Below are 26,042 nucleotides of genomic sequence, written 5' to 3'. Positions count from 1 at the left end.
ACTGGATGAGGAATTGGACAGGCAGCTGGAACAAACATTCCCCGCGAGCGATCCGCCGAAAATCACGCGCTCTGCTCCAGCTAGGGGAGGCAGGTAGGCAGAACGGTCCAGCCCGCGTGGCTTCTGCGACCGCGGACCATTGACGCCCTGATGGGGGGCTATCCCGATACTCTCCACGCAGACAATACAGGCGAATGGGCGCTGCGATTAGGTGTTTTTGTATCCGCGGCGCGAACTTGGTCTTGATCCATCGAGAGTGCGAGAAAATTGTGCTAATCACGAGATAGTCAAGTCTCGCATCACGTCGGTTGCCGGTCAATGCGAGACTAAGACGCTCAGGAGGTGCTCCGGCCGAGCAAGATCTCCCTAAGAACGACGGCATCGTTGTGAGCAGCATCGTGCGCTGCGAAGACGAGCGTAATACGCCCCCGTTGGGCAAGGGCGCGTAGCTCGTCAAGCCGCTCGCGGTGCTGGCGCATCTCTTCCGAATAACGGCGACGGAACTCGGGCCAACGAGCCGGATCATGCCCGAACCACTTCCGCAGCCCGGCGCTAGGCGCAACATCCTTGGCCCACAGGTCGATCGCCGCGTCCACTTTCCTGACACCGCGGGGCCAAAGGCGGTCTACCAGAATTCGCGTGCCGTCATCGGAGTGGGCACTATCGTATGCGCGCTTCAACTTGATGTTTTTCGCCACAATCTTGCTTTCCATCGCTGCTTCTTCTTTCTCTCGACCGGTCCGCTCGATCCCCAGCGACGATCTAATCTGTTCCGATTCTCCTCGACGATCGCATCATTGTATCGGCCCGCGTAGCCTTGTCCGCGAGGTTGACCGGCTCGGCCAAATCCCTGGTCGAATTTCGCACGTTGTTTCCCGAAATGGCGATTGAGATGAATAGCCCGACGGCCACCCACAACATCAACCCACCGATCCCGCCCTCTGCCCAGGGCGCGGCGGAATAAGCACGGCCATTCGACGGCAATAGATCGATCAAGCGATCAGCCAGCACGATTGCCTCCGACGGAGACCATTGCCCGCTCTTCGATTGGGAAATCGTCGCGGCAAGGCTCTGTATTGCCTGAGCCTTTGAAAGGTTGCTTAGGCGGGCGGCCTCCTGCCAGGGGTCGACGTCTTGGCGTGCGAGTAGTGACAAGACGCTCAAGTTGTTCTGGTCTGGCTCGCATATCGAGGCAAACAGGAATGCGTCGTATCGAGAGTCGAGAGCGCATAGTCCGGCCATGATACCCTCCCATGACCTCATTACTTCATCGGCGCTGCGGCGTCCTGCGCGCCGTCTGATTGAACATCACAAGATTGCTCGGTGCTTCAGTCGCTGCTTGGGTACACGAGCGCTTCGCCTTGTATCGTCCGTGGCGGCATGCGATTTCGCGCAGAAGCGGGTAATCTTGGGGGCATCGCTTGCCGGAAATGTGTCCTCCAGCTCCCGATCCAGTTGACGGTCTATCTCTCTCTTCTCCCGCTGGGCAAAAGACTCTCTGGCGGTCACGACAATCTCCCTTCGCTCTTGCATGTGTCGCACGACACGAAGACCTGCTCGCCCCCCGCGGGCTATGCGGCAATTGCTTCAAGCTGCTCGACTTGTTTGCGGTGTAGAAGCAGCAAGTAGATGAGCTTCGCATTTAGTTTGGAATCGAAGATGTCCACGACGGCATCCTCGATCATGTCGGCCAGCATGGCCTGATTGCGGCTTGCGAACCTTATCCGGCTTCGGAGGCTGCCATCGATGTTGGGAATGGCGTCCGTCGCCTTTGCGCGAAGCATGCCGGTCCCGCCTCTCGCGGCAATCTCCTTTCTGAGCAGGATGCAAATCGCTCCCTGGCCCATTTCGGCCTCTAAAGCCAGGTCTGCAAGATGGGTGCAGGCCGCACGACCGATCGCTGCGTATGCGGTCAGGCCGATGTGTTCGCCGTCAAGCAGCTGCTTGAGAAAGCTCAGTATCTCCTCTTTGGACCAATAGCCAAAGTAGGTGGAGCCGAGCGCATTCGCCTTGAAAGGAGAGGGCGCAAACTGCCGGATTGTGACGTCCGCGTTCGTTTGTTGGGGTACCCGGGCTTTCCGCATGATGTCGTTTCCCTGCGAGAACGAGAAGGATCTGCAGTCCTTGGCTCATTGGGCCATCGATGTCTTGGGCTGCCGCGCACCAGTACCGGCTATTCGGTCAAGTTCTACAAGCGAAAAGTATTGCAAGTTTGCATCAAGAATGTTGTTGGCTTGTGGGAGCGCGACGGTGCGCTCGCGCCACGCCCCTGTCGCGCTTTCCTGACCTTGTGCCCACGCAGCGAAGATGCGAGCGGCTATGACGGCCGAAGTCAGGCCGCGCGTGCTGCAGAACGCTCTCGCTCGATGCGTTCGGTGACGTCGCGGGCCATGGCGACCGAGCCAAGCACGTCGCCGTCGACACCCTTCACGAGGGCAAAGGTCAGCTCGACGTAGAGCTTTCGTCCGCTCTTATGCAGGGCTCGCGTCAAAGTCGGACGACCTTGCAGCTTCATTACGCCGGTCGACATAGCTGCGTCGAACCCCCGCCAATGCGGAGCGCGCAGATGCCCTGGAATGATCAGATCGAGACGTTGGCCGAGCGCCTCTTCCGAGGAGAAGCCGAACATGGCCACCGAAGCGCGATTCCATCGCGCGATCTCACCCGATCGGTCTGCGTAGATGACGGCGTCGGCAATTTGATCGAGAATTCTCTCAGGCAAGAGGTCGTTTTCCATGGAGCCCTCTAGTGAACGATATCCTCTGGCCCTGGCGGGGCGTTGTTCCGTCGTCAACTCTCGCGGGGCGCCGAAGTTCACGTTGGCAGCGCTTGAACCGTCGAATACATCGGAAAGGACGCTCAAGCGTAAGAGCCGCAGAAGGATACATCAACTTTCTTGATCATGACGCGCAATGTTTTTCGCTTGCGGAGAGCGAGCGGTGAACGAAAATAGCGAGGTTCGACCCGCCAGGAGTCCGCCATGAATGCGCCCCACGAGCATCCGATCGCACTTCCTCCAGTCATGCTTTCAGAAGCAGACCGAGACAGGCTATACGCAATTGCCATTTCCGCGCTGACGAATAGCCGTATGGCGTCGTCCGCATCGAACGTACTACGGGAGATATCTCGGGCGAAAATCGTCCCTGACGACGAGCTTCCAAAGAACGTCGTAGCAGTCAACTCGCACGTGGACGTGCGCGATAATGTTACCGGCACGACAAGGCAGGTCGTCCTCGTCATGCCCCACGAAACGTCGGAACAACCGAACGCGGTTTCGGTATTGAGTCCTCTGGGAGCAGCCTTGATCGGACTGTCGGAAGGCCACTCGGTCGACTGGTGTTCGGCAAGCGGCGAGCCGAGCAGCGTGACCGTCCTCCGGTCGACAGCGAGTTCGGCAAGATCGCCAGCCTGCGGCGATCGGCATGTATCGCGGATTCAGTCCCGCTCATGAAGGATTGGGTCCCATGCAACACAATTTCATCGTCGCATGGGCGCGCATGACGTCCGTGCCGTGGCAGGGCGCGGTTCACATCCGATTGAACGGCGCTTCGTTCCGGCCAAGCTCGCGGGGCTCGGCCGGTCTTTTCGGCTAGTTCTGATATCATTGCCCCTCGTGCTGCGAAGGATGGATCGCGGCGACGAGCAGTGCTTCTCCGTGCTCGATGGCTGCGTCTACCGTCAGGAGAACTTCTCGGCAAATTGCTTTGCCAGAGCGTCGGCCGTGGCGTCCGCGATCTGATAGATGTGGTTCTTCATCTCTTCCCAGGTTTGAGCCTCGGCGTCGTACTGGTGATCGGTCAGTTGCTGGATTTGCTGGATGTGATGACTACCGTGGGCCTGGAGCAGGCCGTTCACCGCATCCTTCTGCAGATATGGGTTGGCCTTGCTCAGAAAGTTCGCAATCTCTTCTGCGTTCGAAGTCAGAGACTGAGTAGCCGCACCCTGCCTGGTGGCGTCGCCTGCAACCGTCGCTGCAAGATAGGCTTTTACGGCACCATAGTGTCCCGCAAGGAGCTTGAAGAAGGCATCCTTGGCCGCTGCGCCGTAGAATGGCTCGATGGCCGCGGCGATGGATTGAGCGTTGGCAACGGCCTGACGTTCTGCCGTTTTTGCGATCGCTCCCTGCTTTTCGATGGTCGCGAGCGAGACGGCTCTTACCCAGAAAATGTGTCCGATCCAAAGATCGCGAAGCGCGGCCGCCGTCTCGGAAGTCTTGACGGTTCGAGGTTGTACCTTGTTGGAGCGCGAGCGCCTGCCGGTCGCGAACGCGCTGTTGGAGAGAGGCAGAAGACCGGCGATAGCGGCACCGACGGTGAGAAGCTCACGACGATGGGCAAGCGGACGTACTACGTCTCGCGACATCAAAACCTCCTTGGGCGGACCTGAGCCGCTTTGTTGTGTCCTTGAGAGACTGTATTCACCCGTGATTGAACGAAGCAAACGAAATTGGTTGCCAGTTCAATGCAAGTTCGATGCAGGTGGCTGTTCAAACGGACGCGTCGGCTCTTTTGTCGCTTCGCCAACTGTCACGTCTTGGAGCATTCTCGGATTGTGTGGTGTTGCCATGCGAAACCTCACAGCAACAAAACCGATATCAAGTGTCCATACATTTCGTTTGTCAAACATGATCGCAGACATACGTTGATGGCGGCTTGATGGTGCAGATCGTTGGCACCGAGCGCGTGCTACAGAGGAATGCCGAGATGACGCGAACTTCGGCAAGTGATCTTTCAAAACGCCTCGCCGGGCCTTCGACGGTCGGTGGCGTCGAGACTGTCCTGAAGGCTCGATGGGTGTCGGCCATCTTTGCCCTAGCGGCTCGAACGTGTCGATGAAGGAGCCTGCCGCTCGCGCCATAGATTGCCGCATGCGTTAGCGGCCGGGCGTGTTCCGGCCGCGCACACCAGTACGGAAAGGAAGCCCCCATGTATAAGAAAATCTTGTTGGCTTTCGACGGCTCGCCCGATGGCCGCGAGGCGCTGGCGCAGGCCGAGACATTGGCATCAAGGTGCGGTGCGACGGTTCATCTTCTGGCCGTCGTCGATGCTGCCGAAAGCATGCTCATCGGGGAAGCGATGACTTATATCCCTGAGAATCAGAAGTTTGTGATGCAGAGAGTGCTCGAGGAGGGCGTCAAGCGGTTTCAACGCGCCGGATGCGTCGCGACCAGCGAGATCCGGTATGGAAGGCCGTCCGAACAGATAGTGCTGTGTGCCCGGGAAATGGGCGCCAGGTTGATTGTCGTGGGCCATCGCGATCAAGGGACCCTTGCGCGGTGGCTGAACGGATCGGTCGGCGAGTCGATCCTGCACCAGCCGCCCTGCAGCGTTCTGATCGCCATAAAGCCCCAGCGGACGGCGAGCAGCGTCACGCCGATGCAGCAACCAAAGACGAGGAGGAAGGCATGAACTTCGTGTTCAAAATCTCCCGTCTGTCGGCTCTTCTGATGTTTGCCGCAGCCGTCTCGATGCCTTCGGGCGAGGTCCTTGCAAAGGAGATCGTCTTGGGAGCGTCGGTGCAGCTGACGGGACCCGTCGCCAATACCGGCCGCTACTATCGCGACGCTTACCAACTCGCGATCGATCGCGTTAATGCCGCGGGCGGCGTCAAGATCGGCAATGAATCGTACAAGCTCGCGCTCAAGCTCTACGACAATCAGTCCGACGTGAACTTGAGTGTGCGTCAGTACACGCAGTTGGTTTCGCAGGACAAGGTCGATTTCCTGCTGGGGCCGTTTGCGAGCAATTTCGCGCTGGCGGATTCGGCTGTGTCCGAAAAATACAGAATTCCCATGGTGCAGGGGGGCGGCGCGTCAGACCAGATCTTCTCGCGCGGCTTCAAGTACATCTTCGGGACGCTGGCGCCGGCCAGCAACTATTTTGGCTCGACAATCGAGATGTTGAGCGGGCTCGATCCCGCTCCCAAATCGGTCGCGCTGCTATACGCGGACGATGCCTTCGACGTTTCGGTCGCGGAGGGGACTCGGCCAAAATTGAAGAAGGCGGGTCTGACGTTGGTCTTGGACGAGCGATACAGCACGAACGCCACGGACTTCAGTTCGCTTCTGGCGCAGATCAAAAGCAAGAACATTGATGCGGTGCTGGTCGCGGGTCATGAAACCGAGATCCTGAATTTCGTCCGACAGGCGAAGAGCCTGGCGGTCGCCCCGAAGATGTATTCCTTCACTGTGGGCGTTCCGAGCGAGGATTTCCGCAAGGCGCTGGGCAAGGATGCCGATTATGCCTTCGGTATGACGGCCTGGCTGCCTTCGACAGACCTGAAGGACCGGTGGTTTGGCGACGCCGCGCAGTTCGCGGCCGTCTACAAGGCGAAATTCGGCTACGACCCCGATTATCATGCCGCCTCCGGTGTCGCCGACGTTGAAGCCCTTGTGCAGGCCGCGGAAATGGCAGGCTCGACGGATCCCGCGAAGGTGCGCGACGCGCTCTCGAAAGTGAAGTTCGACAGCCTGTATGGTCCGATTGCATTCGATGAGAACGGCCAGATCGATCTGCCCCAGACGGTCATTCAGGTCCAGGGCGACCGCTTGGTCGCGATTTACGGTGGCAATGGCAAGATTGCGGGGCCGAAATATCCCATGCCGGCCTGGGACGTGCGCTAGGCAGACTGTGAACGAGCCTTCGGCTGAGAAGAGGAAGATGTGGACCTGCTCGCGCAAGTTCTTATCAACGGAATGCTCCTGGGCGGTCTGTACGCCGTGATGGCGCTCGGTCTCGCCCTGGTCTGGGGCGTCCTCAATATCGTCAACCTTGCGCATGGCGCGTTCATAATGCTCGGCGGCTATGTGTCCTGGTACCTGTACACTTATGCCGGCATCGACCCATTTCTGGGGCTGCCGCTGACTGCTGTGGTGATGTTCGCGGTGGGATATGGCGTGCAGCGAGGTCTTTTGAACCTGATCGTCAGGGCCCCGATGTTCAACACTCTGCTGGTGACCTTCGGGATCGACGTCGTGATCACCTACCTGGCTCAGTTGGCGTTCTCAGCCGACTTTCGCACCATCAACCCGTCCTCTGCCGGGAACAGCATCGCCTTCGGAGCGGTGGTGCTGCCGGTGTCGCGTCTTTTTGCGTTCGGCATTGCGATCGTGTTGACGGTCGGCATGTGGCTCTTCTTGCTGCGCACACGGCTCGGACGTGCGATCCGCGCCACCGCGCAAAATCTGGTTGCGGCCCGGCTCTACGGCGTCGATCCCCGGCACCTCTACGCCATGACGTTTGGAATCGGGGTTGCGCTGGCTGGCGCCGCCGGAGGCCTCTACGGAACGGTGTCACAAATCAACCCGTATATTGGCGCGGCGCTGACGGCAAAATGCTTTGCCATCTCGATTATCGGCGGACTGGACAATCCGCTCGGCGTGATCGTCGGCGGCTTGTTCCTGGGAGTCCTGGAGTCCCTGACCGCGCTCTATATCGGATCGACCTTCTCCGACGTGGCAAGCTTCGGCGTGCTGGTGTTGGTGCTGATCGTGCGTCCCAACGGTCTATTGGGGAAGGCGGCATGAAGACGGCACGCACCATGCTACTTCTGGCCGCGCTTGCCGTCCTGGCTGCGGTGCCGTGGTTCGGTTCGGACGTGCTCATCCAGTTCGGCATCAATGCCCTTCTTCTGGCCGTTCTGGCGCAGGGCTGGAACGTCATTGGGGGCTATGCGGGCTACGCCTCGTTCGGCAATTCGGTTTTCTACGGGCTCGGCAGCTACGGCGTGGCCATCGCGATGGCGCAGTGGCAATTGCCTTTCTGGGTCGGCCTCTTGTTCGGCGCTGCGCTTGCGGTCGTGTTTGCCGTGCTCATCGGGATGCCGGTGCTGCGGTTGAGGGGGCACTACTTCGCGATCGCGACGTTGGCGCTCGCCCAGGTCATGGCCGCGATCGTCTCCAACGTGAAATTGGCTGGGCGGAACGTCGGACTCGTCTTGCCGCCCCTCAACAACGACCCGCTTTTTTACGAGTTTTCGCTGCTCCTGCTCGTGCTCGCGACGCTAACCGTCTACTGGCTGACACGTAGCCGCTTCGGCTTTGGACTGATCGCGATCCGCGAAAATGAAGAAGGCGCGGCGGTGATGGGTGTCAATACGACCCTTTACAAAACCGTGGCTTTCGCCATCTCGGGCGTATTCAGTGCGCTGGCGGGCGGCATTCACGCCTACTGGGTTACGTTCATCGACCCGGAAAGCGCATTCGATATAGGCCTGAACGTCAAGATGATCATCATGGCAGTATTTGGCGGGCCTGGGACGGTTTTCGGCCCCGTCGTCGGGGCGCTTTCGCTCTCGGCCGTCTCAGAGCTTCTGTCGAGCGAGATCACTAGTTTCGCGGGCCTGTTCTTCGGCGTTGTCGTCGTCGTCGCGGTCGTCTTGATGCCGCGTGGCCTGGCCGACGTGCTGCGGCGCTTTCGCGGCACGGGCTGGCGTTACTTCGGCGAAAATATTCGGAGCCACCAGCTATGACGGCGATGCTCGAGATCAATCACGTCACCCGGCGCTTTGAGGGCCTAGTCGCCGTCGACGACGTCAGCTTCATGCTGCTGCGTGGCGAGATCCTCGGCCTGATCGGTCCAAACGGTGCAGGCAAATCCACGCTGGTCAGCCTCATAAGCGGAACGCTGGCTCCGAGCTCCGGCGACATCCTCTTCGAAGGAAGGTCCATTGTCCACTTGCCTGCATATCGCCGTGCGAGACTGGGCATAGGCCGCACCTTCCAGATCATGCGTCCATTTCCCGGCCTATCGGTCCTGGACAACGTCGCCGTAGGGGCACTGTTCGGACGGGGAGGCGGACAGGTCCAGATGGCGAAAGCCCGTGAGCAGGCCCGCGCTCAGCTGGAGTTCGTCGGACTGGCCAGAAATATCGATCAGCGCGCCGACGAACTAGGAGGGCCGGGCCGCAAGCGGCTCGAGCTGGCAAAGGCGTTGGCAATGAAGCCGAAGGTTCTTCTTTGCGATGAGGTCATGGCTGGTCTCAATCAGGTCGAGATCGAAGACGTGATCGGAGTGATCCGCAAAGTTCGCAATGAGGGGATCAGCGTCCTTGTCATCGAGCACGTCATCAAGGCCATCAGGAGTCTGTCGGATCGGCTGCTGGTGCTGAATCATGGCGTGAAGATCGCCGAGGGCGATCCAGGCCGCGTCCTGTCGAACCAAACGGTTGTCGAGGCCTATCTCGGCAAGAGGCGGGCATGAAATTGGATTCGGCAGCCAAAGCGGTCCCGCTGCTCGACGTGCGCGGAGTAAGTGCGGGCTACGGCGGAATGCCGGTCTTGCAGGACATAGCCTTGAAGATTTACCCGGCCGAGGTCGTGGCGCTGGTCGGCAGCAACGGAGCGGGCAAAACCACTCTGCTGCGCGCGCTGTCGCGCGTGCTGCCCTGCCATGGCAGCTTGTTCTTGAATTCCCGGGATCTCCTGCCGATGACGTCCGACGGTGCCTTTAGGGCCGGCCTCGTGCAGGTTCCTGAAGGCCGCCAGCTCTTCGACCGCATGAGCGTACGGGACAATCTGTTGATGGGCGCGTTCGTACGCGCGGACAAGTCTGCAGTACGCCGGGACCTGGACAGGATGTACTCTCTATTTCCGCGCCTGGCCGAGCGCCGGCGTCAGCTGGCTGGCAGCTTATCGGGAGGCGAACAGCAGATGTGCGCGATGGCCCGCGGATTGATGGCCGCCCCAACTCTTTTGATGATCGACGAGATGAGCTTGGGGCTGGCACCGGTAGTCGTGGAGCTGTTGATAGATGCGCTGGTAGCCATCCGCACCGAGGGCGTGACAGTTCTGCTGGTCGAGCAGGACGTCAATCTGGCTCTCTCGGTCGCCAATCGGGGTTATGTCATGGAAACAGGACGTATCGTTCGTAGTGGGTCCGACAAGCAGCTCATCGACGATCCAGAAGTCCGACGTGCCTATCTCGGGCTTTGAGACATCGGCTTGCGACGGAACGACCGTATCGAGGAACGTCGCTTCGATGTGAAGGCGCGGAAGAACAGGTTCGTGCCACGTCGGATAGGGAGCACGTTTAAATGCCGGTTTTGTCCAAATCGCAATTCGAGCACACGGTCATCAAGCATGACACGATCGCTAAACTGAAATCGCTGCAACGAAGCAGCGACGGCTGCAACGTGCACAGCAGCGCCGAAACGGTGATCTGCGAATTCCTCGACGCAGTCGGCTACGAAGAGATTGCACGCGAATTTCGGAAGGTCCGCGAGATGTGTCCGGTGGTGGTTCCCAGATACTCGAGACCTTCCTGGCGATCTTAAGTGAGTGACGCGACCGGCGGGCGCAAATGCTCGCCCGGTCTGAAGCCGACATGCCGTTCCGCCGCCGGCGAAGAGGTTTGTCCCGCTCCTTTGGCTCAAGTCATCAATCGCCAGAGAGCCACATGTGACATCGCGCGATCCAAATGGACGTGGTCCGCAACGTCTCCGACGTCGGCGCGGAAGAGGGACGTGAAGTTTCAAAGATCAAGAATCATGCATTTAAGCTGCAAATAAAATCGATTGCCGCCCGGGTGCTCTGATGGAAGAAAGATGCAAGCGCCTGCTTTGAAGGTCGCGAGGCAAGCAGGTCTAGCATTCGAATGCTTGATCGGAATTGACGATGACAACCATGTCGACAGTTGGCGAGGCGCACGATGCGGGGCGGGCACATCGGGGCGGCTGGCGTCGATATCTCTATTCGACTAACCACAAAGATATCGGCACGATGTACTTCGTGCTCGCCATATGTGCAGGCTTTATCGGCGGAACCTTCTCAGTTTTGATTCGGATGGAGTTGCAGCATACCGGCCTGCAAATCTTCACGGACCCGCGCGTCTACAACGTATTCGTAACGGGCCACGGCCTGATCATGATTTTCTTCACGCTGATGCCTGCGATGATGGGCGGAGTCGGCAACTGGATGGTGCCGCTCATGATCGGCGCGCCCGACATGGCATTTCCGCGCATGAACAACATTTCATTCTGGCTGCTGCCGGCGTCGTTTGCTCTGCTCATCATTTCGATGTTCGTCGAAGGCGCGCCTGGATCGGATGGTGCCGGCACCGGGTGGACGCTCTACGCCCCGTTGTCGACCGCTGGTCATCCGGGACCGGCAGTCGATTTCGTGATCTTGTCGATGCATCTCGCGGGTGCGTCGTCGATTCTCGGCTCGATCAACTTCATCACGACGATCTTCAATATGCGAGCGCCCGGCATGACGATGCATAAGATGCCGTTGTTCGTCTGGTCTGTCATCGTCACGGCTTTCCTGCTGCTGCTGTCTCTGCCTGTACTGGCCGGCGCCATTACCATGCTTCTCACCGACCGCAATTTCGGAACGACGTTCTTCGCGCCTGAAGGCGGCGGAGACCCGATCCTGTACCAGCATCTGTTCTGGTTCTTCGGTCATCCCGAGGTCTACATCATGATCCTGCCGGGTTTCGGCATGGTGAGCCATGTCGTCGCCACGTTCAGCCGCAAGCCGATCTTCGGCTATCTGGGCATGGTCTATGCGCTGCTCGCAATTGGGGTCATCGGGTTCCTCGTCTGGGCCCATCATATGTACACCGTCGGCATGTCCAGCAGCGCGCAGGCGTATTTCGCCTTGGCCAGCATGGTTATCGCTGTGCCGACGGGCATCAAGATCTTTTCCTGGATCGCCACGATGTGGGGCGGCTCCATATCCTTTAGGACGCCGATGCTGTGGGCTGTCGGATTCATCTTCGTGTTCACAGTCGGCGGAGTTACCGGCGTTGTGCTCGCCAACCCAGGCATCGATCGATCGCTGCAGGACACCTATTACGTCGTTGCGCATTTCCATTACGTCTTGTCGCTTGGTGCCGTGTTCGCAATTTTTGCAGGCTGGTATTATTGGTTTCCGAAAATGACCGGATACATGTTCTCGGAAGCCCTCGGCAAATTGCACTTCTGGCTGACGTTTGTCGGCGTCAACGTTGCGTTTTTTCCGATGCATTTTCTCGGATTGTCGGGAATGCCACGCCGAATTGCAGATTATCCGGATGCATTCGGCGGCTTCAATCAGATTGCGTCAATTGGGTCCTATCTCTCCGCCGCCGGTTTGATCACGTTCTTCGTGACCATGGTGCATGCCTTCGTCCGGAAGGAAACGGCAGCGGGTAACCCGTGGGGACCCGGCGCGACCACGCTGGAGTGGACGCTTTCGTCTCCGCCGCCGTTCCACCAATTCCAAGTATTGCCTCGGATTTCGGGAGATCATTAGGAACCACTGCGCACGTTGGCGCGAAAGAAGCAGGCGACTCAGATCGCCGCGGAAGCAAGAGGCATGACAGGACGAAGAGCGCTCTTCATCGATGGAGCCAATCTGGATCGGACAGCGAGAAACCTTGGCTTCGAGATCGATTACAAAAGATTATTGCTGGAATTCGAGAAATCCGGGGTCATAGTCCGTTCTTACTTCTACTTGGCGATAAGAGAGAGCGCGGCCGGCGGCGTTCAGCATCTCACTGACTGGCTCGAGGTCAATCGGTTCACCGTCCGTACGAAGTTGATCAAGCGCCATGAGGATGAGGGTAGGAGGTCGAGACGCAGCATTGGTATAGACCTTGCCATTGACGCGCTTGAGATCGCTCCGCAACTGGATGAACTGTTCCTTTTCTCTGGGGACGGCAGATTTTCTGCCCTCGTCGAGGCGGTTCAGCGTTTGGGAGTCAGAGCCACGGTCGTGTCAAGTGTACAGACCGCACCGGCGATGGTATCCGAAGAGCTGAGACGGCAGGCAGACGAGTTCCTCGAATTGGCGACCTTACGAAATTCAATCGAGACATAGACGCGCTGGTAGAATTGAGAGAGTTTGCAGCGCAAAGTCGGTGCAGTATCCAAATCATCTTCTGGACTTTGAAATGCCCCTGCTGGCGACCCGCAGCGCGGCGGAAACGGCGTAAAGGTGAAGCCCGATGGACGCTATCTCGTCGTGCGCAGTCACCTATGAAGGATGGCCAATCCGGATATCGAAGATGACGAGCTCTTGACGTGCGTCAAGCGCCCTTGACGGCCAAGCGGCCGATCCGGGATGCCAAGGGCCGGCAAGGACCAGAATGCCGAAGCTCCCGCGCATCGAGCCGTGAATGAGGTAAAGCAAGCGCTGGGTGGGCGGGCCGGTCTGGTGGATGACAGGGCGCTAATGCTCCCGCACAATGCCTGGTGTACGGGACGTTATAACTGTCTACGTCAGCTCGCTTTGCGGATCGCGTTCCCCTTGGAGTCGATACGGCCCATCAAATCTCTCCAAGACTTGACGAAAGACTGGGCGCCGTCGTTCTGCAGCTTGGCAGCGAGTCCGTCGATATCGATACCGGCCTTCAAGAATTCGGCGAGAACTCTCTCGCAGTCTCCTCCGTCAGGATCGAGCGTCGTGTCGACCTCGCCGTGGTCTTCAAAGGCCTTGAGGGTAGCGTCCGGTATCGTATTGATCGTGAAAGGTGCCGCGAGCGCTTTGATGTAGAGCATATCGGAGGCGTGCGGATCTTTGGTGCCGGTGCTGGCCCATAGCAGGCGCTGAGGTAGTGCGCCGGCGTTGGCGACGCGCAGGAAGCGCGGGGAGGCCAACAACTCTCGATAAGCCTTGTAGGTCCGCTGAGCGACGGCTATGCCGAGCCGGGTTGTCAGCGCGCCCGGAACCTTGTCGGCGACCGCGACATCCCAGCGGCTGACGAAGAGCGAGGCGACCGAGGCGACTGCCGGATTCAACCCCGCCGCGATGCGCCGCTCGACGCCGCGCAGGTAGGACTCGGCAGCCGCGACGTATTGCTCGCGTGAAAAAAGCAGCGTGACGTTGATGGGAACGCCGGCAAAGATAGCCGCCTCGATAGCAGGCAGCCCTTCCGCAGTGCCGGGAATCTTAATGAACAGGTTGGACTTGCCGCCACGCCGGTGAAGCTCGAGCGCCGCCTCGACGGTCTTGTCGCTGTCATGAGCTAAGGCGGGCGAGACTTCTAGCGACACCCAGCCGTCGATCCCGTTTGTCCGGGCGAAAACAGGTTGAAACAACTCGGCGGCGCGGGTCAAATCTGCCAAGGCCAGATCGAAAAAAATATCCTCAGCCGATTTCGTCGGCAACGCCTGCTGGGAAATGTCGACGTCATAGGTCGTGCTGCTGTTGATCGCATGATTGAAGATTGCGGGGTTCGACGTCAGTCCCGTCACCGAGAGCTCGTCGATGTAACGTTGCAAAGTGCCATCGTTGAGCAAATCGCGAGTGATGTTGTCAAGCCACAAGCTTTGACCGAAATCGTGAAGCGTTCTTGTCGGATTCATCGCGCTACCTCCGTGTTGAATGCGACGGGCATAGACGGCGCCAGGCGATGGATGCGCTCCGGTCGTCCGGCGACGGGACTGGATTACGCCGTTGTTCACACATCAGATCTCCAAAGGCCGCGCTTACGTCACGCCGTCTTGGTTTTGTCTCTTGTGCGCATTTGACAAGCGACAAACTGTCTGAGCTCTATCGTGAGCCTGACGTTTACTTCAGACAAACGAATTTTCCTGAGAGTTAAGAGCAAACTTCATGCTCCGGAAGGCCCCGGAGGACCTTCAGCGTCCAAGGCGACCTGATGCGCCCGGCAAGCGGGCTTAATCCATTAAAGGTTCTATTGGTGATGCTAGTGAGATGTCGACTCGAACTGCGCGCGCCACAGCGCAAGATGTCTTGGCCCAGATTAGCCGCGGACGGCACCCAAAGAACGACAGACATGCCTAGGGATCGGATCCCGTCCGGCTAGACGCGCTGATCGAATTGAGAGAGTTTGCAGCGCGAAGTCGATGCGTTAGTTGATGTATTACCGGACGATCCATCGCTGCGAACCGAATTGCCTCGGCATTCTGCCGATTAAGCACGGGTCGCCCTCGGTCTCGATGCCGGGCTACGATGGTGCGGAAGAAACCGAGGTCGCCACCGGCGAGATGTCGGGGCCCGAAATTGGCGCTCCGGCCTGGCACGGCCGTCACCCATTGGTACGCGAACGATCGATTCGAGGGAGGCTATCTGCAGCGTTACGCCAGTACTTCATCACGGCCGACGCCGGATACTCAGACAGGATGGATACGTCCGGGTGGTCGGCTGCACCGATGACGTCATCAACGTCGCCGGGCACCGCCTTTCGACGGGCGCGATGGAGGAGGCCATCGCGTTGGGCACTGCTGGGCCCGATAGAATGCAAAGACGCGACGGGCGTCCTTTAGGTTCAGAGAGTCGAATATTTGTCCTCAATGGTGACTGTCTGGCCGTCTTTGAGGGCACGATAAGACTATCTGACGTCTGTCCGACGGAAGGGGTCCGCCATATCGTCGTGACCGCTGCGACTGCTGAAAAACATCAGCGCCATCAGCCCGCAACCGACTAGCAGGGCGAAGAATGTTCCGAGGCCAAGGGCTATCCAGCCATGCTTTCCGATTTCCACACCGGTGGTCGCTCCCCACGTAACAACAGCTCCAGCGCCGGTGAGCAACAATATGGCTGTTAGAATGGTCAACAGAGCGATTTCCGCGCCTTTAGTCTTCCTCATATCCTGCTCGCGTTCTTCCGAGGTTTGCGTTGGGCAAGTTTGATGCGGCCGAGCTGATCCGTGGCATTTACGAGGGAGAACCGTGCTCTAAGCCGCGCTCGTATAGTAGGTCCCGCATCGCCGATCGACCGACCTATCTGGCTGTCATTCCGAAACCGAAAGAACGGTCAGATCTCTTTTGCGCCTATCGGCTGTCTCGAAGTCGATCCGCTGACGCTTCTTGGGCCCTGATCTCTCCTACGCCGCAGATGGTCCTGGGTCATCATCAAGCGGCTTGTTCTGCCGACGCGCCGTCCTGGGCACGAGGGGCACTACCTCGTCTGACTGGGCCACGTTTTGTACCCTTACAACGTTCAAACAGCCGGCAACGAAGTATGGCATTTGGTCGCCGACCTGGAGCCCGATCAAAGCCGCACCTAACGGCGTCAAAACTGAAATGCGGGCAAGATCCGCTTGACACTCCTCGGGCCAGACCAGTTGGACCCTTCGCCGAGGAACGCCCCAGTTGGTGGAATAGGTGACCCACGATCCTATGGTCACGAATGAGGGGAGATCCTCCGACTCTTCGGGTACGATCTCGGCCCTGTTGATCTCACCCATAAGGAATATCCCGTCCAAGTCTCCTTGTCGGGCGGCAATGTGGGCGAGCTGTTCAAGCCGTGGATAGTCAGATGCGGTGAGCGCGATTTTCGGAAGGGGCAGCATGACAACTCCTTCTGCTTCAATACGATCTCTCGGGTGGAGATCACGAAAGCTCGAAAAGAGCCCGGACGGCGCGCACACCGTCCGGCTAACTGCCTGCGAGAAGAAGGCCGGCGTGAAGATCAAAGCGCGCCGCGCGCGTATCAATTTCTATCCTATAAACCATAGCAAAACCAATATAGTGTCCTTAGCCCGTCGGCGACATTGCGGCGAAACCGCACAGTCGCTTGCAATACCGAAGACCGAGTGAAAGAGCACTGCTAGGTGAAGCAGGCGGGTGGTTATCCGCCTACATAGTTGTGCACGCACATGGTGCGCTGGCAGTCCGCATCTGAGGGTCCAAACTTCTGTCGCCTCAATCGGTAGGGCCGGCCTTTGACATGAATGTGAGCCGCAATTCCGCAGCACGTCGTTATATTGGGCTGGACTCACCTGCGTGGAACAACGAATGGCATCCACGACATGCGACGCCGCTCAGAATTCAGTGAACCCAAAGACGGCGAGGCCGTTGCGCTAAGCGGCTGGCGGGTGGTCGCGCTCTGCGGATTGTATGCGTTTCTTGGCGCGCTGGCGGCCGCAATTGCTGCCTTGGTAGGCACTTTTCCTCATTGGATCTGAACCGTTCGATTGTGAACGAGGGCTGGCCAGTGGCCCCGGGCATGCCGGTCGAACCCGCAGAGCGGCGCCAAACCTTACAGTGGCGATACGCATCTGTCTCGGCTAAGCAAGGTGGGTCGCGAAAACATACCCTCCACCTAGCAGCTGGGGCAGCGAAGGCATGTTCCTCCTTGCCGTTCTCGTTCTTCCCTTCGTCGGGAGCTTCATCGCGGCGCTCCTGCCGGTCCATGCGCGCAATGCTGCGGCATGGCTCGCCGGAGGAGTTGCGCTTGCAGCCTTTTGCATCATTGCTGTGGCCTATCCGAGCGTGACGCACGGCGGGGTCGTCGGCTGGCGCACGGCGTGGATTGCCGAACTTGGGCTTTTGTTCGCACTGAGACTCGATGGCTTCGCCTGGGCGTTCGCCATGCTGGTCACCGGCATCGGATTTCTGGTAGTGCTGTACGCCCGCTATTACATGTCGCCTAGTGACCCCGTTCCGCGGTTCTTTTCTCTCCTGAGCGCCTTCATGGGGGCGATGCTCGGGATAGTGCTCTCCGGCAATCTGCTCCAGCTCGTTTTCTTCTGGGAGCTGACCAGCTTGTTTTCGTTCTTGCTGATCAGCTATTGGCATCACAATTCGGCTGCGAGGGACGGCGCACGAATGGCGCTGGTGATCACCTCGAGCGGCGGACTCTGCCTCTTTGCGGGTGTCCTGCTGATCGGTCACATCGTCGGCGGCTACGACCTGGACAAGGTGTTGGCGTCAGGAGAGGCGATCCGTTCGCATCCGCTCTATGTTCCCGCTCTCGTGCTGATCCTGCTCGGCGCCCTGACCAAGAGCGCCCAGTTTCCTTTCCATTTTTGGCTACCGCACGCGATGGCGGCTCCGACTCCCGTATCCGCCTATCTGCACTCGGCAACGATGGTGAAGGCGGGCGTGTTTCTTTTGGTCAGACTCTGGCCCGCCCTCGGCGGATCGAACGAATGGCTGTGGCTGGTGGGATCGGCCGGTCTGATCACCTTTCTGCTGGGCGCGTTTCTCGCGGTATTCCAGCAGGATCTGAAAGGCCTGCTGGCTTACTCGACCATCAGCCATCTCGGCTTGATCACCCTTCTGACCGGACTGGACACGCCGTTCGGGCAGATCGCAGCGATCTTTCACATCATGAACCACGCCACCTTCAAGGCCTCACTGTTCATGGCGGCGGGGATCATCGACCACGAAACCGGCACGCGCGACATCCGGCGCTTGAGCGGTCTCTACGCGTTCATGCCGATCACCGCGACGCTGGCCATGGTTGCGGCCGGATCGATGGCGGGCGTACCGCTGCTCAATGGCTTCCTCTCGAAAGAGATGTTCTTCGCTGAAACAATCGAAATCCATGACAATTCATTTGTCGATCAGGCGCTACCCTACATCGTCACTGCGGCAAGCACTTTCACCGTGGCCTATTCACTCCGATTCATTCGCGACGTGTTCTTCGGTCCCGCCGCCGTCGGCCTTCCGCGCACGCCTCACGAGCCGCCCCTTCTGATGCGGCTTCCGGCCGAGCTTCTCGTGCTTGCATGCGTCGTGGTGGGCATCGCTCCGGCGTTGACCGTTGCACCGGTCCTCGATACCGCCGCTGGCGCCGTGCTCGGTTCCAACATGCCGGAGTACAGTCTCAGGATCTGGCACGGCTTCACGCCCGAATTGCTGATGAGCATCCTGGCGATGGTTGGCGGCGTCGGCGTCTATATGATGCTGCGCTCCTATCTTCTCGTTAATGAGGGGCCGCCCCTGCTCGGCCGGTTCAGCGGCAAGGAGGTCTTCGACTGGATGATGGTGACGCTATCCTGGCGTCTTGCACGCTGGCTCGAGAGCAAGCTCGGAACGAGACGTCTCCAACCACAATTGAGAGTCCTGGCCGCTACCGCGTTCCTCGCCGCCCTGCTGCCGCTCTATTGGCGCGGCGTCCCGCTGGCGGATCCCCTGCGGACTCCATTTGACCTTGCGTTCGCTTTGCTTTGGACGGTTGGCGCTGCCTGCGCGGTCGGCGCCGCGATCCAGGCCAAATTTCATCGCGTCGTCGCGCTGATCCTGCTCGGGTCTGCCGGTCTCGTGACCTGCGTCACCTTCGTATGGCTATCGGCTCCCGACGTAGCCCTGACGCAGATCGTCGTCGAGACGGTTACGACTGTGCTCCTGCTGCTCGGCTTGCGATGGTTGCCAAAACGTATCGCCCCGGCCTGGGCGGAGGCGCCAGCCGGCAGGATTCGATGGCACCGCGCGCGTGACTTCGCGATCGCGCTCTCCGTCGGCGTCGGGCTGGCGACGCTCGCGCTTGCGGCCATGCAGCACCCGGATACGAACAGCATCTCGCGATACTTCATCGAAAACGCCTATGTAAAAGGCGGCGGCACGAACGTGGTCAACGTCATCCTGGTGGACTTCCGCGGATTCGACACCATGGGTGAAATCACGGTGCTCGCGGTCGTCGCCCTCACCGTCTACGCACTGTTGCGTCGCTTCCGTCCGGCGCCGGAGAGCATTCCCGTTCCCGAACAGCAGCACGCCCAGGACAGCCACGACGAGGCGCATCCCGACCGACAGAAGGGTGACACCGCCAAGGACACCACGGAGACCGCGTCGCTGATGATGAGGCTGATGTTTCCCGTGATCGGCGTGGTCGCGGTCTTCCTGCTGTTGCGCGGGCACGATCTTCCGGGCGGAGGCTTCGTGGCCGGCGTCGCCATGGCGACCGCGTTCATCCTGCAGTACATGGCTCGCGGCACGACATGGGTGGAAGCTCGTCTGCACTTCATGCCGGTACGCTGGATGGGGATTGGGCTTCTGCTCGCTGGGTGCACGGGGGCAGCTGCCTGCGTTTTCGGATATCCGTTTCTGACCTCGTACTTTGCGTATGCCGAACTGCCGCTGGTCGGCCGCGTCCCCACAGCGAGCGCATTCCTTTTCGACGTCGGCGTGTTCTCACTCGTGATCGGCGCCACGGTGCTGATGCTCATCGCGATCGCGCATCAATCGCTGCGTCGGTACGCAGTTCCGCCTCAAAGCGGCCGACACTTGGGCAGTGAGGCATCGAAGGAGGAACTGGTCTGATGGAGCTCGTGCTGGCGATCGGTATCGGTACGCTTGCGGCGTCCGGCGTCTGGCTGATCCTCAGGCCGCGCACCTTTCAGGTCATCATCGGGCTGTCGTTGCTCTCTTACGCCGTCAATCTCTTCATCGTGGCCATGGGGCGGGTGCGGAGCGGAGCTCCGGTGCTCATCGCAAAGGAGGCCGGAGATCCCGCGCGCTATGCCGATCCGCTCCCGCAGGCGCTGGTGCTGACGGCAATCGTCATCAGTTTCGCGACCACCGCGCTGTTTCTTGTCGTGCTGCTGGCATCCCGCGGCCTCGCCCGGACCGATCATGTCGACGGCCAGGAGCCGGAAGCGTGAGCGGCGCCTCTGGCCTGGTGATTGGCCCGATCCTCCTGCCCCTGCTGGCGGGTGCCGGCATGCTGCTGCTCAACGGAGAGAGACACCGGTGGATCGTCGCCGGCCTCAACGTCGGCGCAACTTTTGCTCTCGTTGGCATTGCCGCGATCCTGCTCGAAATCTCCGATACCGGCACAAGGGACGTCTATCGTCTGGGCAATTGGCCTGCGCCGTTCGGAATTGTTCTCGTTCTCGATCGGCTGTCGGCTCTGATGCTGCTGCTGACCAATATCCTCGCGCTGGCCTCAATCGTGTACTCCCTTGCACGCTGGCACCGGGCAGGCGCGCATTTCCATTCGCTGTTTCAATTCCTGCTGATGGGCCTCAACGGCGCCTTCCTCACCGGCGATCTCTTCAACCTGTTCGTGTTTTTCGAGTTGTTGCTGGCGGCGTCATACGGCCTTCTGCTGCACGGATCCGGCCTTGCACGGGTGAAGGCGGGACTGCATTACATCGTCGTCAACCTCGCCGCCTCGCTGCTGTTTCTGATCGGGGTCAGCCTGATCTACGGCGTGACCGGAACGCTCAACATGGCGGATCTCGCGGCACGGGTGCCCGCGGTCGCCGCCGAGAGCCGCGGCTTGCTCGAAGCAGGTGCGGGCGTGCTGGCGGTTGCCTTCCTGCTCAAGGCAGGAATGTGGCCCCTGAACTTTTGGCTGCCGACCGCCTACGCCGCCGCAAGTCCGCCGGTGGCGTCGATCTTCGCAATCCTGACCAAGGTCGGCGTCTATATCGTGCTGCGCCTGTCGCTCTTGCTTTTCGGCGAGAGCGCCGGCGCATCGGCTGGCTTCGGCAGGGAGTTCTTGTTGTTCGCCGGTCTGGCGACGATCCTGTTCGGAGCGGTCGGCACACTGGCCTCGCAGGACACCGCCCGACTGGGCGGGTTCTCGGTGCTCATATCCTCCGGAACGGTGCTCGCCGCCACCGGGATGGGACAGGTCGGCGTCACCAGTGGAGCGCTGTTCTACCTGGTCAGCTCGACGCTCGGAATCGGCGCATTCTTTCTCCTCGTCGAGCTCATCGAGCGCGGCCGTGAACCTGGAGCGGACATGATCGCTGTCACGCGGGAGGCTTATGGCGAGGAGGTCGAGACAGACGAAGCCGAAGCGGACGTGGGCATCGCGATCGTGGCCACCATGGCATGGCTCGGCGTCGCTTTCATCGGCTGTGCGCTAGTTATCGCCGGCTTGCCGCCGCTGTCCGGATTCATCGCCAAATTCGCGCTGCTCGCTGCGGCGCTGCATCCGACCGATCAGCCGGGCGGAGCCATTCCCGGTAGCGGATGGGCTCTTCTCGCGGTGCTGATCCTCTCGGGTTTCGCGACCTTGGTCGCGATGGCACGCGCGGGAATCCGCATCTTCTGGGCCTCGCCCGATCGCACTGTGCCGCGCGTGCGCGTGATCGAGATGGCGCCGATCATATTCCTGCTGTTCATCTGTGCCGCGCAAACCGTCTGGGCCGGTCCCGTGATCCGCTTCATGCAGGCCGCGGCCCATTCCCTCCACGCACCGGCGGGTTACATCAGCGACGTCCTGGACAACGGCCCCAGCAGCCGACAAGCGGAGGGCAAATGACGCGCTTGCTGCCCTTTCCGATTATCAGCTTCTGCCTGCTCGCGCTATGGCTGCTGCTCAATCAAGCGATCACCTTCGGGCACATCCTGCTTGGCTGCTTGGTCGCCCTCGTCGGCGGACGGATCCTGACCATCTTGGAATTGCCGCCCGTGCGGGTCAGGCGAGCCGGCATCATTCTGCGGTTGTTGCGAATGGTTGTGATGGACATCGTCCGCTCGAACCTGGCGGTGGGACGGATCGTTCTCGGCTTCGGGCGGCGACAGCGCAGATCGGGTTTTGTGGAGATTCCGCTCGACATGCGCGACCCCTACGGGCTGGCCTCACTCGCCTACATCATCACGTCGACCCCGGGGACGTTGTGGGTGAACTTCGATGCCCAGAGAGGGGCGCTGACCATCCACGTTCTGGACCTCGTCGATGAAGAGGAGTGGATCCGCACCATCAAGGACCGTTACGAACGTCATCTGCTGGAGATATTCGAATGAGCCAGCTCATGCTGACCTACTCGCTGCTGGTCGCACAGGTGTTGCTGGGATTGGCAATTGGCTGTGGCGCTTTGCGCATCTTCCTTGGACCTCGCGTGCAGGATCGCGTTCTCGGTTTCGATACGTTGTCCGTCAACGCGATGTTGTTGCTTCTGACGGTCGGGATTCGAACCGGCGAAGCGCTCTATTTCGAGGCTGCCCTGGCCATGGCCCTGTTCGGTTTCGTCGGGACGGCTGCGCTCGCCAAGTTCCTCCTTCGCGGCGAGGTGATCGAATGAACGGCATTCAGCACTTGCCGCCTTGGGCGGCCGTCCTCACAGCGGTCTTCCTTTTGACCGGCGCTGCCGTCACGCTGATCGGCTCACTGGGCCTTTTGCGGCTCGGTACATTCTACGAGCGGGTCCATGCGCCGACGCTCGGAACGACGCTCGGTACCGTGTTCATCGCGGCCGCTTCGATGGTCTACTTCTCGGTGCTGCAGACCAGACCGGTGCTGCACGAAATCCTGATCATCGTCCTCGGCATCGTGACCACTCCGATCGCGCTGACTGTTCTCGTCGGCGCAGCCCACTTTCGCGACACCGCGGAACGGGCACAGCTGGGCAAACCCGCAGGCCGGGTGCAGCCCCACGCGAGGGTTCCGGGCGACGCTCCCACCGGCAAGGCCGGCTAAATGTCGCAATTGATCTGCCGCGGCGCATGCTTACGTCCATTGTAGGCATGATGCTGGACCGCGTGCACGTTCGCCGCGACTTCAGCCGGCCGATCGTCGGCCCGCGCCGACGACCTGATCTTGCGGATGCCGCTCGAAGATCTGCGGCATTCCCAATAGAGGACATGATGACCAAGGTGCGACCAGACATTCAGGAGAACCGGCTGCAAATCGGCATGTGACCCGGGCGATTTGTATCGCCCGGGCGCGGCAACTCAACGATTCCAAGCAAGCCGGGAGTTCTTCATGTCTGTCTTTTTCGCACTGCTCGTCCTGACCTCGTGGATCCTGTTCATCTGGATTTGTGATCCGGACGGATTCCGCACAGCCTTTGCGCGCCGTCCGCCCCCGATACCGCATCACCCGGAAGGGTGATGCTGGAAGGTGCTTCGTCACCTCGTGCTCCCGCTCCTAGGGTTTTCGATCGCGACATGCTCCTGCGCTCCGGATCTCGGAGCGGCCTGTGTGCGGCCGGTCCACGAGCCGGCCTTCAACCAATCAATCGTCCCCTTGCCGAGATCGCCTCAGCGAGGTGGGCCAATACAAGGGTTCTGACATGATCATCGTCGCTGCGACGGATTTCTCTACGCGTTCTCATCGCGCTCTGCGCCAGGCCGGCCTTCTGGCGCGCGCCCGCCGTGCCGAACTGCACCTTGTTCACGTCGTTGATGAAGACCTGCCCGCCGATCTGGCCGATATGGAAGAGCGCGAGGCTCAGCGGGTCCTGACCGAGCAGATCGGGTCCATGCCCGAGCTACCTGACGCGCGTTGCCATGCGACCGTGATCAGGGGGAATCCCTTCGACGGGATCTTGCGCGCGAGCGCCGCGGTCGGCGCCGATCTCATCGTAATGGGCGCCCATCGCAAGCAGTTTCTGCGCGACATCTTTACTGGGACCACGATCGAGCGTGTCATTCGCGGAGGAAAGTATCCTGTGCTGATGGTGAACAACGAAGCGCAACGGCACTACGAACGAGTTCTGGTGCCAGTCGACATGTCGGAGACATCGGCCGATGCGATCCGCTTCGGCCTGACCGCCGGGCTTTTGGCAAACGGAGCGACGCTTCTTCACGCCTTCTCGCCGGTGGCCAAGAGACGGTTGCTTAGCTCCGGTGCGAGCTCCGAGGTCATTAGTGGATATGTCGATAGCCAGCGTCACGGCGCGCTGGAAGAAATGAGCAGTTTCCTCGTGGCCAATGAGTTCGCCACCGAGCGATGGTCGCTCAGGGTCGACGAGGGCGCGCCCATGCAGGTGATCGCGCGCGCGGTCGCAGAAAAGAGGCCGGACATGGTCGTAATGGGTACTCATGGCCGATCTGGGTTTCTCCGCGCGTTGATTGGCAGCGTCACAGAAGAGGTTCTGCGGTCCGTGAACGTGGACGTCCTCGTCGTTCCTCCCACCCGCGCTGACCTCAGACCTCCAAAGGTCGCCACGGCTGCCTCTTCTCAGGCGTGACGCGGAACGAATGGGGACTCGCCGGGGGCCCAGGGTCTCAACAGAACCAGAGCGCGAAATCCCCTTGCGCAGCAGCATGGCGTCCGCAGGGAGATTCGCATGTCCGCGGATCGCCATGGCCTCCCGATATGACTCAGCCGCGTATTCGCCCAGTGTCGCGGACAGCTGATTTTGACACGGTTCGTTTGGCTGGTCGCGTGATTTTTGGGGGATCGCTGGCTGGAAAAGTTTCCCGCAGTTGCCGGTCCAGCTCCTCGTCCAGTTCTCGCTTTTCTCGCTGCTCCGATGTTTCGTATTCCTTCGGCATTATCAATCTCCGCGTTTAGCAGGTGACCGGCCGTCTTTTGCCAGAGAACTTCGGTGGCAGATGCATATCGTACCATCAAAAAGCGAGCGGAATTGAGGTTCTTGTTTGAGAAGGGCTCTGAATATTGCCCGCCGAAGAGGCGATCAATTACTGAAACTTAATACCAGTGAGAAAGGCCGGCGGCTTTTTGCGCAGGAAAGGAATTGCACCTCCTTCGGGCTGGGAAGGGTCTTCTATTCTTCTTGAGGCGTAATGCGTTCCTGACGAAATGTCGCGTTTGACTTCATGCCAGGAATGCCCACTTAAACTTTATCATGGTGAGCTTGGCAACATTCCGTCGGAGCCTGTACCTCGCAAGGTATCCGATCGCGGGCGAATAGCCCCGAGCTCAGCGCGCTTGTCCGCTCCGAGCTCGGGGCGACCGCCGGCAGGCAAACTAAAGCGCATTGCATTCGGTCGAGCTCAAATCCGCCTGCAAGCGTATCAGAGCGCCCGCAGATGCGAGGCCTAGGCATCCGATGTGATGAATAAAGTCCGAGCAACCGAACTTGGCCGATCCCAGATCGGCTCAGAAGCTCGGGCCGCTTCATTTCCTGGAGCAAGCTCTACTCGAACTGGCGCGGCGAGGGGACCCAGACGAGCAGACGAAGACATCTTGTCGGGCCGAAACCCGAACGCAAAAAGTGGAGAAGAACACGATGTCAATAACATCAACTAAGACGACCGTGCGTAGTGAGATCAAGCCGCCGATAACGCTCACGGCTAATGATTACAAGCGGCTTTCGCTGCTCGCGCGAGCAGCGGAGAACAAAATGCCTGATGTGGCCTCTGTACTAACCGAGGAGCTGGAGCGGGCACACGTGCTTGCGGATGGCCATCCTGTACAAACTGTTTGCATGGGCTCTGAGGTGCGGTTCCGGGACGACTCGACGGGGACCGTTCGGACTGCGACGCTCGTCTATCCGGACGACGCGGACATCTCCCGGCGAAAGCTTTCCGTCCTGACGCCCGTCGGCGCCGCTCTCATTGGCCTTAATGCCGGCAACTCGATCACCTGGGAGACGCGGACCGGCGACCTTCGGCGATTGACGGTTCTTGAGGTCCGCGTACCACAGAGTGCCTGAGGCTCCGAAGGGACCATGGTAATCGCGATGTAACAGTGCGGGGCAGTACTTATTCTGCCCCGCAGAATG

General features: G+C 60.0%; 26 protein-coding genes. 18 read left to right on the top strand and 8 right to left on the bottom strand.

Translation table 11 applies throughout. The features are described from left to right. Nucleotides 1-335: 335 nt before the first annotated feature. The 4 genes from EAV90_RS26605 to EAV90_RS26585 all read right to left on the bottom strand — a co-directional run bounded on the left by EAV90_RS26605 (nt 336) and on the right by EAV90_RS26585 (nt 2,863). Complete coding sequence (locus EAV90_RS26605; RefSeq protein ID WP_129145124.1) at nt 336-713, bottom strand: DUF488 domain-containing protein; 378 nt, start codon at nt 711-713, stop codon at nt 336-338. Between the two features lie 49 nt (nt 714-762). Beyond that, entirely contained in the window at nt 763-1,242 is a 480-nt protein-coding gene (locus EAV90_RS26600) for a hypothetical protein (RefSeq protein ID WP_129145123.1), read from the bottom strand. A gap of 329 nt (nt 1,243-1,571) precedes the next feature. Next, the gene (locus EAV90_RS26590) at nt 1,572-2,084 is read right to left on the bottom strand and encodes a hypothetical protein (RefSeq protein ID WP_129145121.1); all 513 of its coding nucleotides are present in this window, start codon (nt 2,082-2,084) and stop codon (nt 1,572-1,574) included. A 248-nt stretch (nt 2,085-2,332) separates the two neighbouring features. Next, the gene (locus EAV90_RS26585; protein WP_245509617.1) at nt 2,333-2,863 is read right to left on the bottom strand and encodes a PAS domain-containing protein; all 531 of its coding nucleotides are present in this window, start codon (nt 2,861-2,863) and stop codon (nt 2,333-2,335) included. Between the two features lie 117 nt (nt 2,864-2,980). Between EAV90_RS26585 and EAV90_RS41790 the strand changes: the two genes are divergently transcribed. After that, nucleotides 2,981-3,451 (top strand): GreA/GreB family elongation factor, encoded by a 471-nt coding sequence (locus EAV90_RS41790; protein WP_129145120.1) that lies wholly within the window; start codon nt 2,981-2,983, stop codon nt 3,449-3,451. Between the two features lie 227 nt (nt 3,452-3,678). On the opposite strand, the gene EAV90_RS26575 is transcribed toward EAV90_RS41790, so the two are convergent. Next, a complete protein-coding gene (locus tag EAV90_RS26575; RefSeq protein ID WP_129145119.1) occupies nt 3,679-4,362 on the bottom strand; it encodes a hypothetical protein in 684 nt (227 codons plus the stop codon). A gap of 563 nt (nt 4,363-4,925) precedes the next feature. Here EAV90_RS26575 and EAV90_RS26570 point away from each other — a divergent pair. From EAV90_RS26570 to EAV90_RS26530, 9 genes are all read left to right on the top strand, one after another. Continuing rightward, a complete protein-coding gene (locus tag EAV90_RS26570; protein WP_129145118.1) occupies nt 4,926-5,408 on the top strand; it encodes a universal stress protein in 483 nt (160 codons plus the stop codon). A gap of 38 nt (nt 5,409-5,446) precedes the next feature. Next, entirely contained in the window at nt 5,447-6,622 is a 1,176-nt protein-coding gene (locus EAV90_RS26565) for an amino acid ABC transporter substrate-binding protein (protein ID WP_129145155.1), read from the top strand. A 39-nt stretch (nt 6,623-6,661) separates the two neighbouring features. Then, nucleotides 6,662-7,525, top strand: a complete 864-nt coding sequence (locus EAV90_RS26560) for a branched-chain amino acid ABC transporter permease (protein ID WP_129145117.1) — start codon at nt 6,662-6,664, stop codon at nt 7,523-7,525. After that, complete coding sequence (locus EAV90_RS26555) at nt 7,522-8,469, top strand: branched-chain amino acid ABC transporter permease (RefSeq protein WP_129145116.1); 948 nt, start codon at nt 7,522-7,524, stop codon at nt 8,467-8,469. The genes EAV90_RS26560 and EAV90_RS26555 overlap by 4 nt, the downstream gene beginning before the upstream one ends. Next, nucleotides 8,466-9,200: an ABC transporter ATP-binding protein gene (locus tag EAV90_RS26550; protein ID WP_129145115.1), complete on the top strand. Its 735-nt coding sequence runs from the start codon at nt 8,466-8,468 to the stop codon at nt 9,198-9,200. The genes EAV90_RS26555 and EAV90_RS26550 overlap by 4 nt, the downstream gene beginning before the upstream one ends. Then, nucleotides 9,197-9,931, top strand: coding sequence for an ABC transporter ATP-binding protein (locus EAV90_RS26545; protein WP_129145114.1), 735 nt, complete (start codon nt 9,197-9,199; stop codon nt 9,929-9,931). Before EAV90_RS26550 ends, EAV90_RS26545 begins: the two co-directional genes overlap by 4 nt. Nucleotides 9,932-10,032: 101 nt before the next feature. Then, nucleotides 10,033-10,272, top strand: coding sequence for a hypothetical protein (locus EAV90_RS26540; protein ID WP_129145113.1), 240 nt, complete (start codon nt 10,033-10,035; stop codon nt 10,270-10,272). 340 nt (nt 10,273-10,612) lie between these two features. Further along, a complete protein-coding gene (ctaD, locus tag EAV90_RS26535) occupies nt 10,613-12,232 on the top strand; it encodes a cytochrome c oxidase subunit I (protein WP_129145112.1) in 1,620 nt (539 codons plus the stop codon). A 63-nt stretch (nt 12,233-12,295) separates the two neighbouring features. After that, nucleotides 12,296-12,799 carry a LabA-like NYN domain-containing protein gene (locus EAV90_RS26530; protein WP_129145111.1) on the top strand — a complete coding sequence of 168 codons (504 nt, stop codon included), beginning with the start codon at nt 12,296-12,298 and terminating at the stop codon, nt 12,797-12,799. A 401-nt stretch (nt 12,800-13,200) separates the two neighbouring features. Here EAV90_RS26530 and tal read toward each other — a convergent pair whose 3' ends face one another. The 3 genes from tal to EAV90_RS26515 form a co-directional block, all read right to left on the bottom strand. Beyond that, entirely contained in the window at nt 13,201-14,286 is a 1,086-nt protein-coding gene (tal, locus tag EAV90_RS26525) for a transaldolase (protein WP_129145110.1), read from the bottom strand. A 989-nt stretch (nt 14,287-15,275) separates the two neighbouring features. Continuing rightward, complete coding sequence (locus EAV90_RS26520; protein WP_129145109.1) at nt 15,276-15,533, bottom strand: hypothetical protein; 258 nt, start codon at nt 15,531-15,533, stop codon at nt 15,276-15,278. Nucleotides 15,534-15,770: 237 nt separating this feature from the next. After that, complete coding sequence (locus tag EAV90_RS26515) at nt 15,771-16,238, bottom strand: GreA/GreB family elongation factor (protein ID WP_129145108.1); 468 nt, start codon at nt 16,236-16,238, stop codon at nt 15,771-15,773. A gap of 775 nt (nt 16,239-17,013) precedes the next feature. Between EAV90_RS26515 and EAV90_RS26510 the strand changes: the two genes are divergently transcribed. The 8 genes from EAV90_RS26510 to rnk all read left to right on the top strand — a co-directional run bounded on the left by EAV90_RS26510 (nt 17,014) and on the right by rnk (nt 25,973). Beyond that, the gene (locus EAV90_RS26510; RefSeq protein WP_129145107.1) at nt 17,014-19,935 is read left to right on the top strand and encodes a monovalent cation/H+ antiporter subunit A; all 2,922 of its coding nucleotides are present in this window, start codon (nt 17,014-17,016) and stop codon (nt 19,933-19,935) included. Further along, a complete protein-coding gene (locus EAV90_RS26505) occupies nt 19,935-20,276 on the top strand; it encodes a Na+/H+ antiporter subunit C (protein ID WP_129145106.1) in 342 nt (113 codons plus the stop codon). Before EAV90_RS26510 ends, EAV90_RS26505 begins: the two co-directional genes overlap by 1 nt. Beyond that, on the top strand, nt 20,273-21,889 hold the full coding sequence (locus EAV90_RS26500) for a monovalent cation/H+ antiporter subunit D (protein ID WP_129145105.1): 1,617 nt from the start codon (nt 20,273-20,275) through the stop codon (nt 21,887-21,889). The genes EAV90_RS26505 and EAV90_RS26500 overlap by 4 nt, the downstream gene beginning before the upstream one ends. Continuing rightward, complete coding sequence (locus tag EAV90_RS26495) at nt 21,886-22,374, top strand: Na+/H+ antiporter subunit E (protein WP_129145104.1); 489 nt, start codon at nt 21,886-21,888, stop codon at nt 22,372-22,374. The genes EAV90_RS26500 and EAV90_RS26495 overlap by 4 nt, the downstream gene beginning before the upstream one ends. Continuing rightward, complete coding sequence (locus EAV90_RS26490) at nt 22,371-22,652, top strand: K+/H+ antiporter subunit F (RefSeq protein ID WP_129145103.1); 282 nt, start codon at nt 22,371-22,373, stop codon at nt 22,650-22,652. The genes EAV90_RS26495 and EAV90_RS26490 overlap by 4 nt, the downstream gene beginning before the upstream one ends. Continuing rightward, nucleotides 22,649-23,047, top strand: a complete 399-nt coding sequence (mnhG, locus tag EAV90_RS26485) for a monovalent cation/H(+) antiporter subunit G (protein WP_129145102.1) — start codon at nt 22,649-22,651, stop codon at nt 23,045-23,047. The genes EAV90_RS26490 and mnhG overlap by 4 nt, the downstream gene beginning before the upstream one ends. Before the next feature lie 595 nt (nt 23,048-23,642). Then, nucleotides 23,643-24,542 carry a universal stress protein gene (locus EAV90_RS26480; RefSeq protein WP_129145101.1) on the top strand — a complete coding sequence of 300 codons (900 nt, stop codon included), beginning with the start codon at nt 23,643-23,645 and terminating at the stop codon, nt 24,540-24,542. Nucleotides 24,543-25,397: 855 nt separating this feature from the next. Beyond that, nucleotides 25,398-25,973: a nucleoside diphosphate kinase regulator gene (rnk, locus tag EAV90_RS26475; protein WP_347338816.1), complete on the top strand. Its 576-nt coding sequence runs from the start codon at nt 25,398-25,400 to the stop codon at nt 25,971-25,973. Nucleotides 25,974-26,042: the final 69 nt, after the last annotated feature.

It is taken from the genome of Bradyrhizobium vignae (genome assembly GCF_004114425.1).
GTDB classification, from domain to species: domain Bacteria; phylum Pseudomonadota; class Alphaproteobacteria; order Rhizobiales; family Xanthobacteraceae; genus Bradyrhizobium; species Bradyrhizobium vignae.
This window is presented reverse-complemented; position numbering and strand designations above follow the sequence as displayed.